This window comes from Ensifer adhaerens, assembly GCF_020035535.1.
Taxonomy (GTDB): Bacteria; Pseudomonadota; Alphaproteobacteria; order Rhizobiales; family Rhizobiaceae; genus Ensifer.
Map to the genome: position 1 here is coordinate 1,126,690 of NZ_CP083350.1, position 17,537 is coordinate 1,144,226.

Consider the following 17,537-nt stretch of genomic DNA (forward strand, 5'->3'; position numbering starts at 1 on the left):
CACGGCATTGCCGTGCAAGAAATTGCATTGTTGGCCCTCACACCGCCCAGCAGGAGCATCCAAGCGCGCCGAAGAAACCCTTAATGTCGGCGATCGGCAGCTTTGACGTCCAGGCGCCGGCATGGTCGTGACCATGGACGCCGCAGTTGCTGGCGCAGCCGCAGGACGTGATCGCGGTGCGCCGGAGCGAGCGCTTGCCGGCGCCCTCGGGTTCACCCCAGGCGGCATAGCCGCCGAAGGTGCGAACCGGCGACCAGTCGGGCATTGCCGGCGGCACCGGGTTCTCGTCGTGAGAGGCGAAGTCGCCGGCCGCATAGACGATCTTGCCGCCGACCATGGTCAGTTCCGAGGTCAGGAACGAGATCTCGTCCTCGGCGCAGTTGAAAAAGTCCTTGTTCGGTACGATCAGGTCGGCGAACTGCCCCTTCTCGATCCGCCCCTTCTTGCCTTCCTCGTTGGAGAACCACTGCACCTTTTCGGTCCACATCCGAAGCGCCGTTTCGCGGTCGAGGCAGTTGGCGCGCGGGTAGAGCTGCAGGCCGCCGACGGTCTTGCCGGTCACCATCCACGACAGCGAAACCCAGGGATTGTAGGAGGCGACACGGGTCGCGTCGGTGCCGGCGGAGACGTTGACGCCCTTTGCCAGCATCTTGGCCACCGGTGGCGTTGCTTCAGCGACGCCATGGCCGTAACGCTCGACGAAGTACTCGCCCTGATAGGCCATGCGATGCTGGACGGCGATGCCGCCGCCAAGGGCGGCGATCCGGTCGATCGAGCGGTCGGAGATCGTCTCGGCATGGTCGAAGAACCAGTTGATGCCCTCAAGCGGGATCTCCCGGTTGACCTTCTCGAAGACGTCGAGCGCACGGGTGATCGTCTCGTCATAGGTGGCATGCAGTCGCCAGGGCCAGCGGTTCTCGGCAAGAATGCGTACGACCTCTTCGAGTTCGCCCTCCATCTCCGGCGGCATGTCCGGGCGCGGCTCGCGGAAGTCCTCGAAGTCGGCGGCGGAAAACACCAGCATCTCGCCGGCACCGTTGTGGCGGAAATAGTCGTTGCCCTGTTTGTATTTGACCGAGGACGTCCACTTCAGGAAGTCTTCCTTTTCCTGCTTCGGCTTCTGGGTGAAGAGGTTGTAGGCAAGCCGCACCGTCATCTGGCCTTCGTCGGCGAGCTTCTGGATGACGGCGTAGTCATCCGGATAGTTCTGGAAGCCGCCGCCGGCGTCGATGACGCTGGTGACCCCCAAGCGGTTGAGCTCGCGCATGAAATGGCGGGTGGAGTTGACCTGATAGTCGAAGGGCAGTTTCGGCCCCTTGGCGAGTGTCGAATAGAGGATGCCGGCATTGGGCTTGGCCAGGAGCAGGCCGGTCGGGTTGCCATTGGCATCCCGGGTGATCTCGCCGCCCGGCGGGTTCGGCGTGTCCCTGGTATAGCCGACCGCCCGGAGTGCTGCGGCATTGAGCAGTGCCCGGTCGTAGAGGTGCAGCAGGAACACCGGCGTATCCGGCGCGACCGCATTGATCTCGTCGATCGTCGGCAGGCGTTTTTCTGCAAACTGATGCTCGGTGAAACCGCCGACGACCCGCACCCATTGCGGCGCCGGCGTGATCGCCACCTGCCGCTTCAGCATCGCCATTGCATCGGCAAGCGAACGCACGCCGTCCCAGCGCAGCTCCATGTTGAAGTTGAGGCCGCCGCGCACGACGTGGGTATGGTTGTCGTTCAAGCCCGGCAGGACGCGCTTGCCCTTGAGGTCGATCGTCTTTGTGCCTGAGCCCGCCAGCGCCATGATCGTCCTGTCGTCACCGACAGCGAGGATCAGGCCGTCCTTAACGGCAACGGCGGTGGCCGTCGGGTTGGCGCGGTCGAGCGTCGTCACTTGGCCGTTGTGAAGGATCAGGTCGGGCGTCATCGAGGTATCTCCGGTCTGTTGGGCGCCGGCGGTGCGGGCCGACGAAAAAAGAGCGGGCAGCGCCAGCGACGAGGCGGCACCGAGGAACGAGCGTCTTGTCGGCATTAGCTGCGCTCCTCAACATGCCCGATCTTCTCGGCTGCAGCATGGATCGACGCTGCAATGCCCTTGGGCATATGACCAAACATGTGGGGTTTGACCTGCTGCATCCACGAGGCCGCAGCTGGCTGCTTGCTGTAAAGGGTCTTCACAAGGGGGACAATCTGCTCGCCGATAAGTATGCCTAGAAGACCGACCAGCGCGATAACCGGCGGCGCGGGCGAGCGAACGTTAAGGAGGCCGTAAACCACACCCACCAAGAGGCCGGCGCCCAATGACATCAAGTAGAGCTTCATAATAGGGTCCTCGATTGTTGGGGGACGCACAGGTACGAGAAGACTGTTTAACCCGTCGTCATCCACTTGTGGCCCATACAGTATGCCCGCACCCCGAACTTCGCAGACGCAGGCATGCTCCGTTGGAGCGGCTCTCTTACTAAGGCAAGCGCTACATCGAGCGCGAGCAGCATTTGGGCGCGACTAGTTCGGCGCGAATGCAGCCCAAGTGGCGACGATGACAAATGCAGCGCAGCGGACGGCATAGAAGACGACACCCGAGTTTCTCAAGTGTCGTCGGTGAGATATGCGCGATCTCGCCGGCACCGAGACACGTTTAGTCGCCGCAGGAGCGGAGGCACCGGGATGACCGGCGTTTGACCGTGACTCTGTTCAGGCCTTTAGGCTTGCATTTCGCCAAAGATGGTTCGGCGAAATTGCAACTTGAAAATCTGAGCGCATTGCTTTCTAGCGTCGACTGTCCGCTGAGCTCACCGGCCTAGAGTGGAATGGGCAAGGGCGATGTGGAATTGGCAGAAAAAAGGCTGCGGCGTGTCCAAGGCGAGGCTTCTGAGTTGCAAGGTTGTACGTCAACGATCAATCTCGCGCTCAGAGGGCTCTCTCGCACACGTCGCTCATCTACAATTGGGTATCTGGGCCGTGCGATCAGGGCCAATAGAGCGACCCGTTTACACATTCCCGGTTAAACGGGGACGTTCTGGATGAGATGAGGTTGGCCCCGAACCTGACGGATCGTGTCGGAGTGAGGAAAATGGTGAGCGATCCAATTGGCAGGCTATCCTGGGACGACCTTCGCATCATACGTGCGATTGGGAAGAGCGGCGCGCTCGCTCCGGCGGCTAAAGCGCTTGGCGTCAATAGCTCGACGGTCGCACGGCGCTTGGCTCAGGTCGAAGAGATCCTCGGCGTGACACTCTTCGACCGTCGCCGAACAGGATACGTGTCTACGACGCAGGGGGAGGAGTTAATCGCGCTCACCGACCGAGTTGAACTCGACATTGTTAGCGTAACTCGTCGTGTGTCAGGGCACGAGCAGGGCCACGTGGGCGAACTGCGTATTACCACAAGCGATTCAATTCTGTTGTATTTACTCACACCGGTTATCGGGTTGTTCAGCGCCGAAAATCCGGGAATCCGAGTGGTAGTTTCCGTTGGAAACGCATCATTGAACTTGGCGCGAGGGGAGGCGGATATTGCTGTTAGGGCCACGGAGAGTCCGCCAGAGAACCTTTTTGGCCGAAAAGTAGCTACGATCGCCTGGGCGCCCTATGTTGGGCTTCCGAACACTAATTTGTCCTGGCTGGGCACCGGCGCGCTTTTCGATCGCAGGTGGGTTTCCTACACAGGGAAGCTGTCCAGTCTCAAGGCTTTCGGCTTTGTGGAGGAGCGCGTGCCTCAAGACAATATTGCCTACCGCACTGATTCCGTCGCAGGTGCCGCCGTCGCGATCTCCGCAGGATTAGGAGTGGGCTATTTGCCTTGCATGATCGGTGATCTGTCTCCGCATCTCTTACGTGTCGGGCCAGTCGAACCAGCACTCAATGATGAGTTGTGGTTGCTTACTCATCCGGACATCCGCAAGTCTGGTCGCATATATGCTTTCATGACGCACTGCGCCGAGTGCATGGGCAAGAACCGGGAGCTTATTGAAGGGCTGCATGGAACGATCTTAGGCCCGGCTGGGTTAGGGCAGATCGATCCGCGAACGCCCATTTTTTAGGTTGCGCTGCACCGGACGCGAACATCGATATGACTTCAGGGCGTTCAGGTTTTGTGCGGGTATCCGTTTTTTAAAGCCCATCGGAATTTGTCAGCGGAAGCGATAGAGCGTCCGCTCAGGGGGCTCCCGAGAGCCTATCCGCCTATACCAAATCAGATTAAGCATCCCCACGAGGCGATCGGGAAAATCACGACCCTCTCGGGGGGCTTTCAGGAAGCGGCTGGCGTCACGCAGATCCATCCGCGAGCATCTATGCTTGGGGCAACACCGCCCTGAAGGTGATTTCGATCAGACCTTCGGGCATGGCGAGTCTGGACACACCAATCAAATGACTGGCGCACAGAGGGCGCTCGGTTGCGTAGGCTTCTCTGCGCACCTTTCCAGCAACAGCAAACGCACTATCGACATCGAGAACATAGAGTGTCTCCTCGACGACGTTGTCCAGCGTTGCGCCATAGCGCGCTAGCAACGTGGCGGCATTCGAATAGGCAGTCCGCATCTGCTGCTCCATCGTCGAGAAGTCAACCGGCTTACGGTTTTCGTCGAGAGCGGCGGGTGCGACAAAATTGCCTTCCTGATCATGACTGGCTTGGCCCGAAACATAGATGGTGTCCCCAACCTTGATCGCTTGCGGGAAGCCGTAGGTATCTTCCCATGGCACTCCGAAATATGTCTCTTCTTTATCAATCGCTACGGCTGAGTTCGCCATTTCTTATTCCTTTCAGGTGGGTTGGACATATCCCAGCCCACTGTCTAGTCACTTGCGCCGAAATCGTCGCAAGATCGCACAGGCCGTTCAAGCTGCATTGCTGCCGACTTAATCGCGCCCAAATGCGGCTCGCTCTTGAGTAAACTAATCTCTAGTGATCTGTGCCGATATTGTCGCGATCAGCCGGGCTGATCATGGACGTTGCCCACTCCAGATCGGGTATCGCCCTCCGAAAAGATGAAGGACAAATAGCGGCAATGCTGAAGACACTTCGCGGTAAGAGGAATTCACTGGTGCTTGCGTTTGTATCGGGGTTTGCAGACGCTTTATTCTTCATCCAACTGGGCGGCCTCTTTGTCGGGCTCGTGACTGGGAACGTCGTTCTCATTGGACTTGGCCTCGTCGGCCACGAAGGCGGGGGGCTACGCGGTCTGCAGATCATGACATTCCCGGTCTTCATGGTGGGGGCCGGCTCTGCGGCGGTCATGGCTGCCTTGATCAGACCGCTTGCAAGCGCCACATTCTTGGCGCTCGTTGTTTCAGCATGTGCGTTCGCAGTCTCCGCGGCGGTTGCGATCTTAGACGGTCCGGACCGCCTGCGCGCTTTTCTCCGTCTTCGCGATGGGGATGTTGACGGCCACTGAACGTCTGGACCCTAGGCTCGGCCCGCCGTTTTCATTGATGACGGGAAACATTGCCGGCCTCGCCGGCGCGATCGCACGACGCGTCATCGGCTACGCCGAAACGCCCGAAGAGTGGGGACAATCGCTGACGTCAATTATCCTCGTATTTGGCTTTGTGGCGGGGTGTGCCGCAGGCGCCCTAGCGCAAGTTACGGTTGGCGTTGCCAGCATGCTCATTCCGGCTGTACTCCTGCTTCTGGTTGGAGTTTTTTATTCCCCTGCAACGACACATAAGGCTGGATAATTATCTCGGTGTCCCCAGCACCAAGGTGCATCGCGATGTGTATAGGCGGTGTAGCAACGGGGTCAGTGATCTTGTCGATATTGCAATTCCGATTGACTCCCCGTTCGCGCGGTGAAGCCAACCGCAGTTCAAGTTCGCTCGAACTTATGTTTGATTTGGCGACTGTAGTGGCAGTGGCCGCTGCTGCGAATGGGTTGGCGCAGGACGTGCGCGCCGGCCTTTTTGCACTCGGAATCGTCAGATTTTGCAGCGGGTTCTTTATGGCCTGGCTTGCCTGGGTAAATTACACTTGGTTCGCGTCTGGATACGGGAACCGGTCGACCACGTTTCGCGCGTTAACGATGATCATCATATTTGGTTCGCTAACGCTTGCCGGAGGAATGCAAAGTGCCTTCGACGATAAGCCCATCTGGCTGCCACTCGTGGGCTTCATAATTATGCGGCTTGGCATGATTGCGCTTTGGCTAGGAGCCGCTAACGGAGATCGACGTATACGTCCGACGGCTCTGTTCTATGCGACTGGCATCGCCGCCATGCAACTATATTGGTGTGCATTGATCAGCGCTGTATCCCCGCAGACGATTATGTATTTCGGCTTTTTTGTACTCGGGGCAGCTGGTGAACTGGCGATCCCCGCCTGGGCGGAGCGGAAGATAACCACGAACTGGCACCACGATCACATCATCGATCGGCATAATCTTTTCAACATTATAGTCATCGGCGAGTGCTTCGCAGCGATTGCGGCGATTATCGCGAACTCTCATACGCCGGATTTTAGGCACTTCTGGCTGGCAAGCCTGTGCTTCACCATCGCGTTTTCGATGTGGGCGCTGTATTTCGACCGGAGCGAGCAGTTGCTGGGCCGCAAGCTTCACACTGTTCTTGCTTGGGCCTACGGGCATTACGTGGTCTTCGCAGCCGGTGCCGCGACTGCGGCCGGGTTCTCCGTCTATTTGAGCGTTGATTTCTACCATTCACCTGTATTCGCACAAAGAGCCACCCTCGCCATTAGCGTTCCAATCGCGCTTTACCTTTCGGCTCTGTGGCTGGTTCGCGATCGCTTTTCCAGACAAGGCGCCTTGCGCTGGCTTCTCTTGGTCGGGGCCGCACTGATTATCGTAAGCAGCGTGTCCTCAACCCATGCGTTGGAATGGGTTTCTGGGCTGTTGGTCCTTTCGGTGATCACGCGACGACACTTATTGTCCCGCTGACCCACTCCCGCGAGGCGACGCCCCATCCGAGGGGAGCGAGGGCGGGAGTTCGACGAATTGGTCAACTGAATTCCCAAAACGACGTCCCAAATCGGCAGCAGTATGGAAACCGGTTCTCCGAATGGTTTTGGGCAACCGCAGTCTCGAGTCAACTCTACCGCGCCGCGTGGGGTGGCAAGAGCGCGGGATCAAATCCGCAGAAATGCTATTAGCCTCGCACGCACCAAGACCTTAATCAGAGAAGATCGTAACCTGACGTGATCCATTGCGAATTTCAGGTGCGGCACAACCTCTGAAAATCAAACACCGGAGCTACACATGACACCGACATTGAAAACTAAAACAAGCGTTCTTCCGTCGGGCGGCGGCCAGGAACTGTTCGATACATCCGATATCGTGTTCCTGCTGCTCGACCATCAATCGGGTCTGTTTCAATGCGTGGCGGATGTTCCGGTCGCGGATCTGCGTCGCAACGTCGAGATGCTGGCCAAATTGGCTACCCTTCTAAAGATCCCGGTTATTACTACGGCTTCTGAGCCGAACGGCCCGAACGGCCCCCTGATGCCGGAGATTCACCAATATGCGCCTCACGCGCAATATGTCGGCCGAAAAGGTGAAGTAAATGCCTGGGACAACGCTGATTTTGTAGAGGCAGTACGTGCCACGGGGCGCAAGACGCTCATCATGGCCGGCGTGTGGACCAGCGTTTGTGTCATGTTCCCGGCGTTGGACGCAAAAGCGGCGGGATACGACGTCTACGCCATCATGGACGCTTCCGGCGACCCTAGCGAAATGGCATCGCGCACAACGCTTGCTCGTTTCACACAAGCCGGTGTGATCCCGACATCGACCAATGCAGTGCTTTGTGAAGCCCACCGCACCTGGGCACGTCCTGAAGCGGCGGAACTGGCTAAGCTGTATATGATGACAGCACCTCACTACGCAGCTGTGATGGAGAGCTATCTGCGGGCGGTGGAAGTTGGGACGAAATCCGACGGGTGAATGATTTCAATTCGACGCTTGCCTACCGAAAGTCCGAAAGCGCAATACGAGAACGTTGTGCATCGGCGAGGGCTTGCTTGTAAGTGATTGGGCGTCGTCAGAGACGGCGTCCATTGGAGAACACCGCGCCATCATAACGACCGCCATGACGGCGCGGTGTGCTTCCTTAAAGGGCGAGCGCTTTCATGGCCGGAAGCCATCACCCGCCGGGATTTGCGATCGACCTGGTAACATTGGGCTAAGTAGCTTTATGATCCGCTGGATGTTTTCCATAGCGGCGAACCGCAAAAGAATGCAATGCTCCCCCTCATATGGGCCGGCGAGACGATTGTGGTCATTTCCTTACCCAGCTTCATAGCTACGCGCTGATTCCAAATCCAAGGCTATGCTGCTGAACACCATTCGCCACACTTCCCCGCTGGACGAAAGTTCGGAACCGAACCGTAACGCTTTGGTCTGGCGCATCCTTCAACTAGCGCCGCAGGATCACGGTCGCGTACCAAGGGCGAGCCAGTGGTGGGTATCTGTACCTAGAAGCTCGCCGTAGAGCTGTCGCAATGTCCGCATGCGGCCATGATCTTGTATGGCCACAGACCATGGCTATTAAACATATGAGCCGCGCTGTCGCACGGCCCATAACTAATTCATCAATCCGCGCTCTCTCGTCAAGAACTGCGGTGCAATTCGCCGCGGGTTACTCTTACCAAGATGAGCCGCTCGCCTGATTCGAGGTGGCGTCCTGCTCTCCCCATTCGTTTGTGCCTTCATCGTCCCAACTAGTTGTAGTTTCGGTGGCCGAAGGTGTGCGGATCAATATTGACGCGAGGATTGCGCCGCCCATGAGTGCGGCCGCGGAGCTAAGGTAGACTGCCGAATAACCCTCGACACCACCGCTGCCGTATCCGCCATCAATGCCTACGAACAAGGTAGTGAATATCGCCAGGGCGACTGACCCGCCCAGCTGAAATGCGGAACTAACGACAGCGGATGCGGCGCCGGCATCATTCCACATCACGCCAGTGAGAGCGACGTTTTGTACTGGCACAACCACGAAAGCGAGGCCAATTCCCACCAACAGCATTCCGGGGAAGACTTGCGACCAATAGTTTCCATTCAGTGTCAGCTGAGCCAAGTACACCATGCCTACGGCTGAGATAAGAAGCCCGGAAGCCATTACGTAGCGCCCTCCGAAACGTTGGAATAGGCGCGTAGCAAGAGGCGCAACTACCATCGTCGAGATGGCTAAGGGCAGCGAGGCAAACCCCGCAACCAACGGGCTGAATTTCAGAAGCGCCTGCAAGTGAAATGCCTGAAACATTGTGGCGCCAATGTAAACGCTGCCTACGACCGCCTGGACGATGAAGGCACCTACGCGGGTACGGTCCTGCAGCACTCGGAGCGGCAAGAGCGGGTACGGAGTTTTCGCTTCGATTAGTACAAACAATCCGACAAGAAGAACGCCGAGAGCGAGGAACAATAGGGTTCCGCCCGAGAGCCAACCACTTTCAGCAAGCGTGAGACCGTAAACGAGGCTCCCAAAACCCAGCGTGACGGTCACCGCTCCCCATAGATCATATGCGCGACGAGCGTCTGACCTTGACTCTTTGATAAATAAAGAAGCACCCGCAAGGCCGAGCACGGCGAAGATGATGTTGACCAGCAGGCACGAACGCCAACCCACGAATTCTGTGAGAACTCCTCCGAGCGCAAGGCCAATGGCAGCGCCTGTTCCAGCCACTATTCCGAAGATCGAAAACGCTGTTGCGCGCTCCTTTCCGGAAGTAAAGATAACTGTGAGCATGGAGAGGGCGGCAGGTGCGAGAAGGGCCGCAAATGCTCCTTGCAGTCCGCGTGCTGCTATCAATTCGCCAGAATTGTGAGCAAACCCGCCCCACAGCGAGGCAACGCCGAAGCCTAGCATTCCGATCATGTAGTTGCGTTTGCGACCCCAGAGGTCGGCCAGACGCCCGCCCAGCAACAGTAGCGAACCGAATGCAAGCACGTAAGCTGTAATAACCCACTGCCGTTCTGCGTCGGTCATATTGAGTTCGAGTTGAGCCTTCGGCAAGGCAACATTGACGATTGTTGCGTCAAGCACGAGAACGAGCTGCGTCATCGAGATGACCGAAAGAGCCCACCATCGCTTGGGATCGAGTTGTTCAATAGGCATAGATACAAACCTCCAGTTTCATTGTTCATGAAAGCAGAAGGTTTCAAGCCTCGGACTAATGTCTAACGACACCGCCATCCTCGATACAAGTCGAGCTGATGGCGCACCTATAGCAGATGAATTCTCGATGACAAGGGGGAAGATTGCCTTTGGAACATTTCGGATCCAAGGTTGGCTAAGGAGGCGTCCGCGTCGGCAGCTGTTGCCAGTCGTTAAGTTAACAATGCAAAGAGTTTGGACGACACCCGAGCTTCCAACTGCTTGCCAAAATCTGCTCCTCGAGCCTGCCACAGCCACTTGCTAAATGCACACTTAGATTCTAGCTGGTACACCTAGTAGTAGTTCAACTTTGAACAGCAGGCTGTCGATACTGCAAACACGGAAAAACGGGGTTCAACATGGCGACGGGTAAGGTAAAGTTTTTCAGCGCCGTCAAAGGCTACGGCTTCATCGCGCCGGATCAAGGTGGCGCTGACGTCTTCGTTCATGCCTCAGCACTGCAGTATGGCGATGTTTTGAGAGAAGGACAGGTTGTGTCTTACGATCTTGGGCAAGATCGCAAAACCGGAAAGTCAAAAGCTGAGAACGTCAGACCTCTTTGATCGAAACTGCCACGGCGGATGATCTCGCTGTCTCCAATAATACGGAGGGATCTATCCGATAGAGGATACGCGCAACGAGACGCGTATCGAATATTCCGGGAAGGGCTGACACATCTGAACTCCCGCCTCTCTGAGATAGCGCCGTCCTTAGGACCATGACGCAATATCAGCTTTCGCAGAACTTTTATCTGGATATCCCCAGCGCGCGCACACAGTCGGCAAACCACCGCGACCGGACGTTCGACATCTAGCGTTAAGTGCCCGGCGCATATGCGAATAGACCGTCGTGAAAACGCAATAGCATTGGCCACCGGCCGCACGTCGGTACAGTCGGCATTCCTTCTTAGCGCACGAACTCCTACAGGGAACAGCTCTCTGATTAGCCGAAAAGACATCGCATTTTTGCGAGAGTGAGCTTGCAAAAATGAAGCTTGTGTCGTTGCGCGTGTGACGACAAACATCCCCTTCCGTGAACGCGAGGGGGATGTAGCTGGGCGTCGAACCATCGCCGAGCCTGCAGGTCCCGCTTCAGCTCTCACGACGCTAGTAAAGTAGCACCGATGCGGCGGTGGCAATTCTTAATCTGACGCTTCGGCGTCGAGGCAAAATATGAAGAAAATAGGCTTTCTCTCCTTCGGCCATTGGACCCCTTCCAGTCAATCGCAAACGCGCACGGCTGGCGACACCCTCCTCCAGTCGATTGATCTCGCCGTTGCAGCCGAAGAACTCGGTGCGGACGGGGCCTTTTTCCGGGTCCATCATTTCGCACGTCAGCTTGCCTCGCCCTTTCCGCTACTCGCCGCCATCGGCGCGCGGACGAAAAAGATCGAAATCGGAACGGCCGTCGTAGATATGCGCTACGAGAACCCGCTCTACATGGCGGAGGACGCCGGGGCCGCCGACCTCATTGCTGGAGGGCGCCTCCAGCTCGGCATCAGCCGAGGCTCGACTGAACAGGTCATTGATGGCTGGCGATATTTCGGATACCAGCCTCAGGAAGGCATGAGCGACGCGGACATGGGCCGACGACACGCGGAGGTATTCCTCGACGTCTTGCGGGGAAACGGCTTCGCTGAGCCAAACCCGCGTCCGATGTTCCCCAACCCTCCCGGTCTTCTGCGTTTGGAACCATATTCCGAAGGATTGCGCGAACGCATTTGGTGGGGCGCAAGCTCGAATGCCACGGCAGTCTGGGCGGCGCAACGTGGAATGAACCTACAGAGCTCCACTCTGAAAAACGACGAGACTGGTGAGCCGTTCCATGTCCAACAAGCCGCTGAGATCCGAGCATATCGCGAGGCCTGGAAGGAGGCCGGGCATAGCCGAACACCGCGCGTTTCCGTTAGCCGCAGCATTTTCGCGCTCGTAAATGACCGCGATCGAGCCTATTTCGGTCGGGGCGGTAAAGAAGAGGATTCAGTCGGATATATCGACGACAAGACCGTGGCGATCTTCGGCCGCTCTTATGCCGACGAGCCCGATAAGCTTATTGACCAACTTGCCGAAGACGAGGCGATCCGCGAAGCGGATACACTCCTTCTGACCGTGCCCAACCAGTTAGGCGTCGAGTACAACGCTCATGTTATCGAGGCGATTCTCAAATACGTTGCTCCTGCCCTTGGCTGGCGGTAGGCGTGTCTGGACGTACCGCACCCATAGTCCTAGCGGCGCGTGGTCGGACACAAGGCGCGTGGGCGTCTTTCGCCGGGTTCGACAAAGCGCTTTCGCCGGATAGATAACAACGCTGTTCGAGGTCGCGATGTTTTCCGCATCCTTATTCGGTTATCGTCGTCGCAACGACTCTGCGAGGAGAGGTCGGTCTCCACCATGGCGCAGTAATCACCCACAAGCACTGTGGGGATTCACGCACCGTAGGACGTCACAGTGGTACGTGTGGAATTTAACCCATCGCGGTCACAATCATTTAGTAACTACGCGAAACGGGCTCATTGACTCTGGTGTTTGCCCGTCGGAAAAAGATCATAGCTGTAAAGGGGGAATACTTATGGAAGACGAGAACAGCACTGTAGCAGTCGAGAAGACCGTTCCTGCAGAAACACCGCCCAAACAAGCGAAGAAGGTTGTTTCTGAGCTAGGTGCCGAAACACCGGCATCGTCCGGAAAAGTGGGACCTAAAGGTAACAAAAGCACGGGAAAGCCGGAAAGTTCGACACCGACCGACGTCAAGTCAAAGGTAAAAAGCTCCGCTAAGAATCTTGAAAAGACCCGCGTCTCTAAGCCAACGGCACCGGCCCCAGCTCCAACTTTAGCAATTGACGACGTCGCGGACCTCTTGGAGCTCGAGAAAGAGAATGAACGGCTGCGCAAGTCGCTTTCGGAGAAGCTCCGAGCTGAGAACGCGGACCTGCGTAAGCGACTTGGTCTGGCTTGATTTCCAACCAGGGCGGTCGATGGGATCGCCCCCCAATCTTCTATTGCCCAGGAGTCGCAATCACGGGTAACGGTGAGGGCGCATGAAGTTACCGTGGAAGGACCTGATCGAACTGACGCCTCTCGGGCGGAAGAAGGTCGAAGCGGATCGTAATGCGCGAGACGCAGATCTTTTGCGGCTAGGCAGCCCCCAATCGGGATCTGCGAGTGGAAAGTTTGGCGTCTGGGGCTACGGTCGGTCGAAAGAGCAGCCTACTATTCCCGAGTCGTTTCAAGCGAAGTTGCCAGTCGTCAAAAGAGCCAATCGAACCTGCCGACCTCGCGATTGAGCACGATAACGAACTTCTAATTTCTCCAGCGCACACAAAACCTGATCAAGCTCTGTCGGCGAAGTCGAAGCAGCGCGCGCGAAAAGCAAACGTGAGGGATGTCTCGCGTCTCGAGTCTGGCCAAGTCCGTGGCATGAACCCCGCGACGCAGACCCGTCGTCATTTCTCTTTGAGGCTGCCTTGGTAGATGACGAAATCGGGTTACTGAGGCAACGATTGGCAGAAAAGTTGCAAGTTCAAAACGAACACTGAGGAAGGTACTGATGCGATTCGACGCATCGTGAGCGCGCCCGATTCTCAGCAGTCGCGCACTCCATTACAGAGGGGAAAGCCCGCGCCCGCAGTTACAGCGACACGAAGGTATAGGTGACGCACTCACACGCACGGACGAGTGATGGGCAGATGATCCGCTCATCAGCGTGCCCGCTGCGGCAAACTGACCAATTCCCGGCTCCGTCCGGATAGCACGGCGATCGCCGAAGCTACACCACTCCTGGGATATGATCACCAATCAGGCCGGCTCGCAGGCCCGGGACAAATGGATGGTTTCGCCACCCTCAGCCGAACGGGTGATGGCTTCCAAAACCTCGATATTGTGGACCATCTGCTCGTAGGTATAAGGGTACGGCGCTGCGCCTTCTATAGCGTCGGCAAATGCTTCAAGATTGGCTCGCACGGTGTCGCTCCATTCAAAGCTGGTGCGCGAATGGCCTTCTTGACTATGTGCGACGACCATTTCCGCCGTCCCGCCTGGCGTATCGGGGTGGGTATCGTTACGCACTTCAACCCAGCGGTCGCTACCGAAGACCTGCATGCGGATGAAATGTGGCGTGCATAGTACCGCACTCAGCGTCGCGGTGATGCCGGCTTCGAAACCAAGTTGCACCGAGACGACATCGCCGGTTTCCCAGCCGAGAATTCGGTCGGCCGTCAGCGCCTGGACGGTGCGGACGGGACCGAACAACGAGATATACAGATCAGTCAGGTGGATGCCCATGGCGGTCATTCCGGCGGCGGGCGAAACTGCCTTGGAGGTGCGCCAATCACCCCTCGGCACGCCTTTGAGCTTATCGTGGCTGAAGGCCGCTTCGGCATGCATGATGGTGCCGAGTTCCCCCGCCGATATCATTCGCGCCAGGGCTTGCATGGCAGGTTCGAAACGCCGTTCATGGCCGATGCCCAGCTGTACGCCCGCCTCGACGCAAGCGGCGACGGAGCGGCGTGCGCTGGCCGCCGTGAGGCCTAGCGGCTTTTCGCAGAAAACATGCTTGCCCGCTTTGGCGCTGGCAACGACCTGTTCTTCATGGAACGGATTGGGTGTGGTTAGAATAACGGCGTCGATATCGGCGCGGCCGAGAGCGTCTTCGAGAGAATTGATAACATCGACGCCGAGGTTGCGGATTTCCTCCTGTCGCTCGGCGACCGGCTCGACTACGGATACGACCTTTAGGCGCATGCTGTCCTTCAGTCGCCGCGTGATATGTTTACCCCACCAGCCGAAACCGACGACAGCCACTTTAATCATGACACCCTCCCGTTACCCGCGTTTTTTGCTTCGCGCGTTAGAATAGTAGGAACAGACTTCAATCAAAAATAACAAGAACTGTTATAGTCTATCAGCAATCATGATGCCGACGTGGAGAGCCTCCGGAACATAGACTCTTTGCTGTCTACGAGAACGTTTCGGGGGGAGCGCTGTTCACTCGTCAACTCGGCGGTGTGCAGCTGACATCGGACCGGATCACACCGCACAGTCGCGTGTCAGCGAGGACGAACAGAGTGTATGCCAGCTAAGACATCTCAAAATTGACGGTCACGGAGGCAGATTCGGCCGCGAACCATACGGTTGCGGCAGAAGGAGTCTACGCCTGCTAATCTAGCCTCTTGAACAGGCGATCCCACCGCATGTTGGTCGGCCACTTCCAGATTTCGCGAAAGGAGGTGTCGTTACCAAGCGAGAAGAAGATCAAGCTGGCACGGCCCACAAGGTTCTCAGCAGGAACGAAACCGACGTCGAAGCGGCTATCTAGCGAGTTGTCGCGGTTGTCGCCCATCATGAAATAGTGGCCTTCCGGAACGATGAATTCACGCGTGTTGTCGCCGCGGGAAACTGGCGACTGGTCCAGCGTTTCGTAGCTGACGCCCTCATCAAGCGTTTCGCGAAAAACGGGCACATTCTGCCCCGGATCCTGCGCGTAGTCGGAATTGAATGTACCATCGGGCACCTTCGGCACAGGCTTGGCGTTGAGGTAAAGAACGCCATCGATGATCTGTACGCGATCCCCGGGCAGACCGACAAGGCGCTTGATGTAGTCGACCTCAGGATTCGGCGGGAAACGAATGACGATGATATCGCCGCGCTTCGGTTCGCTGGAGAAAATGCGGCCGCTGAAGAGGTCCGGCGAGAACGGCAGCGAATATTTCGAAAAGCCGTAGGCAAACTTGTTGACGAAGATGTAGTCACCGACAAGCAGCGTCGGCATCATCGATCCAGAGGGGATGGTAAAGGGTTGGAATAGCACGGTGCGAATAACCATTGCCAGAACTAGCGCCTGGGCGATGACTTTGATGTTTTCCCAAAGGCCGGTCGGCTTCGCTTCAACTTTTACGGTCACGCGGTTTGGTTCCTTAAGGGTATCGTTTCGGACGCACGATCTCTCTCTTTTCTCTGTAGCGTCCCAGCCCGCTTTGCGGGAGCACCTCCACCATCACGAATGCTTGAACTCTGAAGGCTTCATTGTTTGAACGATCTCTGGTGCGCCGAGGGTGAGCTTGAGCCTCAGCTAGGCTTTTTCACGAGGGCGTAGAGATTGCAGCCATCCGCGCTCCTGCCGACCAAAATCGCAACAATTGTCATGATGTGGAAAATTCCCCATTTTCCTTGGGGACCGTGCAGCCAAAAGATCGAACGGTCAGGTACACGTCAATTCGGCTTTTCGTAGCTGAGGATGGCATGGAGAATCCCCTGGTTTTGAAGCCGTGAGAAAAGATTGGCGGTGTGCTGCTGATTCATCCGTGCGACGTGTGGGAACCATATGATGCCGCCAGCGAAAGGAAAGCCTTATAGGACTCTTCCGCCCTATCGTAGCGCCTCGCAATCCTGCGAAATTGTTTGATCTAGTTGAACATGTGCTAAGACGCTGTTGCGGTTCTTGTATGAGCGATGGTCACAAGGCGGAAGGTTCATTCGCGTTGAGCGAGGTGGGATGACAGGGCGGGTTCCATGGAATTCCTCACCGACGGCGCCAGCGTCGTTTCCTTGTCTGCGAGCAGGGTTGGTCTAACAGGCATCGCGAGGAGCAGGAACGGCGCTGTGATCGGAGGTTTTGCCGCTTCGCAGTACAAACGCTGTCCGGGTGGCAACCACTCTACATCGCTTAGCCAGTAAGGTTGCACCTCACAAAGTTTTTCACATCAATTGGACCGTGATGAAGCTGCCAGACAGCCGCGCGAGCCGATTAAGTACAGACCCTAGGTCGCACTCGCCAAAGGCCTAACGCTCTTTCTCAAAGTCCGCTGAGAAGGTGGCTTAAATCCGATAATGAGCTGTGGTCTTTGCCTCTATCTCGTCAATACTCACACCATCTGCGAGGTCAATCAGCGAAAATGGCTCTCCGGGCGCACGCCGCTCGAAGACGCAGAGGTCAGTTATGATCGTGTCGACGACGTTTTTCCCGGTCAATGGAAGGCTGCAGGCAGACACGAATTTGGCCGTCCCGTCCTTTGAAACGTGCTCCATCAAGACCACGATCTTCTTGACGCCAGCGACCAGATCCATCGCCCCGCCCATCCCCTTGATCATTTTTCCGGGGATCATCCAGTTCGCGATATCCCCATCTTCGCTGACCTCCATCGCCCCAAGGACAGCCAGATCGATATGCCCCCCGCGGATCATCGCGAAGCTGTCAGCACTCGAGAAATAGCAGCTGTTCGGCAACTCGCTGATAGTCTGCTTTCCAGCGTTGATCAGGTCTGGATCCTCTTCTCCCTCATATGGAAAAGGACCGATTCCGAGCATACCATTCTCCGACTGAAGCGTGACATCCATATCTGACGGAACATGGTTGGCGACCAGCGTGGGTATGCCGATCCCCAGGTTGACATAGAAGCCGTCTTGCAACGACTTGGCTGCGCGTGAGGCCATTTGATCTCGTGTCCAAGCCATA

At 57.0% G+C, this 17,537-nt stretch carries 15 protein-coding genes; 8 read left to right on the top strand and 7 right to left on the bottom strand.

Annotated elements, in window-relative coordinates; translation table 11 throughout:
- Window positions 1-37: 37 nt before the first annotated feature.
- Together LAC81_RS25590 and LAC81_RS25595 are read right to left on the bottom strand one after the other, a co-directional pair.
- The gene (locus tag LAC81_RS25590; RefSeq protein ID WP_223729939.1) at window positions 38-2,020 is read right to left on the bottom strand and encodes an amidohydrolase; all 1,983 of its coding nucleotides are present in this window, start codon (window positions 2,018-2,020) and stop codon (window positions 38-40) included.
- Window positions 2,020-2,310: a XapX domain-containing protein gene (locus tag LAC81_RS25595; protein ID WP_223729940.1), complete on the bottom strand. Its 291-nt coding sequence runs from the start codon at window positions 2,308-2,310 to the stop codon at window positions 2,020-2,022. Before LAC81_RS25595 ends, LAC81_RS25590 begins: the two co-directional genes overlap by 1 nt.
- Window positions 2,311-3,061: 751 nt before the next feature.
- On the opposite strand from LAC81_RS25595, the gene LAC81_RS25600 reads away from it, so the two are divergent.
- Window positions 3,062-4,030 (top strand): LysR family transcriptional regulator, encoded by a 969-nt coding sequence (locus LAC81_RS25600; protein WP_223729941.1) that lies wholly within the window; start codon window positions 3,062-3,064, stop codon window positions 4,028-4,030.
- Window positions 4,031-4,280: 250 nt separating this feature from the next.
- On the opposite strand, the gene LAC81_RS25605 is transcribed toward LAC81_RS25600, so the two are convergent.
- Entirely contained in the window at window positions 4,281-4,739 is a 459-nt protein-coding gene (locus LAC81_RS25605; protein WP_223729942.1) for a Rid family hydrolase, read from the bottom strand.
- A gap of 257 nt (window positions 4,740-4,996) precedes the next feature.
- Between LAC81_RS25605 and LAC81_RS38350 the strand changes: the two genes are divergently transcribed.
- The 4 genes from LAC81_RS38350 (at window position 4,997) to LAC81_RS25620 (ending at window position 7,879) form a co-directional block, all read left to right on the top strand.
- Entirely contained in the window at window positions 4,997-5,383 is a 387-nt protein-coding gene (locus LAC81_RS38350) for a DUF1275 family protein (RefSeq protein ID WP_268906845.1), read from the top strand.
- Window positions 5,367-5,666 carry a DUF1275 family protein gene (locus tag LAC81_RS38570; protein WP_419196088.1) on the top strand — a complete coding sequence of 100 codons (300 nt, stop codon included), beginning with the start codon at window positions 5,367-5,369 and terminating at the stop codon, window positions 5,664-5,666. The genes LAC81_RS38350 and LAC81_RS38570 overlap by 17 nt, the downstream gene beginning before the upstream one ends.
- A 71-nt stretch (window positions 5,667-5,737) precedes the next feature.
- Window positions 5,738-6,877: a low temperature requirement protein A gene (locus LAC81_RS25615; protein WP_223729943.1), complete on the top strand. Its 1,140-nt coding sequence runs from the start codon at window positions 5,738-5,740 to the stop codon at window positions 6,875-6,877.
- 318 nt (window positions 6,878-7,195) lie between these two features.
- Complete coding sequence (locus tag LAC81_RS25620; protein ID WP_223729944.1) at window positions 7,196-7,879, top strand: isochorismatase family protein; 684 nt, start codon at window positions 7,196-7,198, stop codon at window positions 7,877-7,879.
- A 700-nt stretch (window positions 7,880-8,579) separates the two neighbouring features.
- Here LAC81_RS25620 and LAC81_RS25625 read toward each other — a convergent pair.
- Entirely contained in the window at window positions 8,580-10,049 is a 1,470-nt protein-coding gene (locus tag LAC81_RS25625; protein WP_223729945.1) for an MFS transporter, read from the bottom strand.
- 398 nt (window positions 10,050-10,447) lie between these two features.
- Here LAC81_RS25625 and LAC81_RS25630 point away from each other — a divergent pair, with 398 nt between their 5' ends.
- The 3 genes from LAC81_RS25630 (at window position 10,448) to LAC81_RS25640 (ending at window position 13,043) form a co-directional block, all read left to right on the top strand.
- Entirely contained in the window at window positions 10,448-10,651 is a 204-nt protein-coding gene (locus tag LAC81_RS25630) for a cold-shock protein (RefSeq protein ID WP_223729946.1), read from the top strand.
- A 609-nt stretch (window positions 10,652-11,260) separates the two neighbouring features.
- Window positions 11,261-12,283: an LLM class flavin-dependent oxidoreductase gene (locus LAC81_RS25635; protein ID WP_223729947.1), complete on the top strand. Its 1,023-nt coding sequence runs from the start codon at window positions 11,261-11,263 to the stop codon at window positions 12,281-12,283.
- Between the two features lie 373 nt (window positions 12,284-12,656).
- Window positions 12,657-13,043 (top strand): SyrB-like regulator, encoded by a 387-nt coding sequence (locus tag LAC81_RS25640; protein WP_223729948.1) that lies wholly within the window; start codon window positions 12,657-12,659, stop codon window positions 13,041-13,043.
- 839 nt (window positions 13,044-13,882) lie between these two features.
- Here LAC81_RS25640 and LAC81_RS25645 read toward each other — a convergent pair.
- From LAC81_RS25645 to LAC81_RS25655, 3 genes are all read right to left on the bottom strand, one after another.
- Window positions 13,883-14,896, bottom strand: coding sequence for a Gfo/Idh/MocA family protein (locus LAC81_RS25645; RefSeq protein WP_223729949.1), 1,014 nt, complete (start codon window positions 14,894-14,896; stop codon window positions 13,883-13,885).
- Between the two features lie 346 nt (window positions 14,897-15,242).
- A complete protein-coding gene (gene lepB / locus LAC81_RS25650; RefSeq protein ID WP_223729950.1) occupies window positions 15,243-15,986 on the bottom strand; it encodes a signal peptidase I in 744 nt (247 codons plus the stop codon).
- Between the two features lie 914 nt (window positions 15,987-16,900).
- A complete protein-coding gene (locus tag LAC81_RS25655; RefSeq protein ID WP_223729951.1) occupies window positions 16,901-17,536 on the bottom strand; it encodes a CoA transferase subunit B in 636 nt (211 codons plus the stop codon).
- Between the last annotated feature and the right edge of the window lies 1 nt (window position 17,537).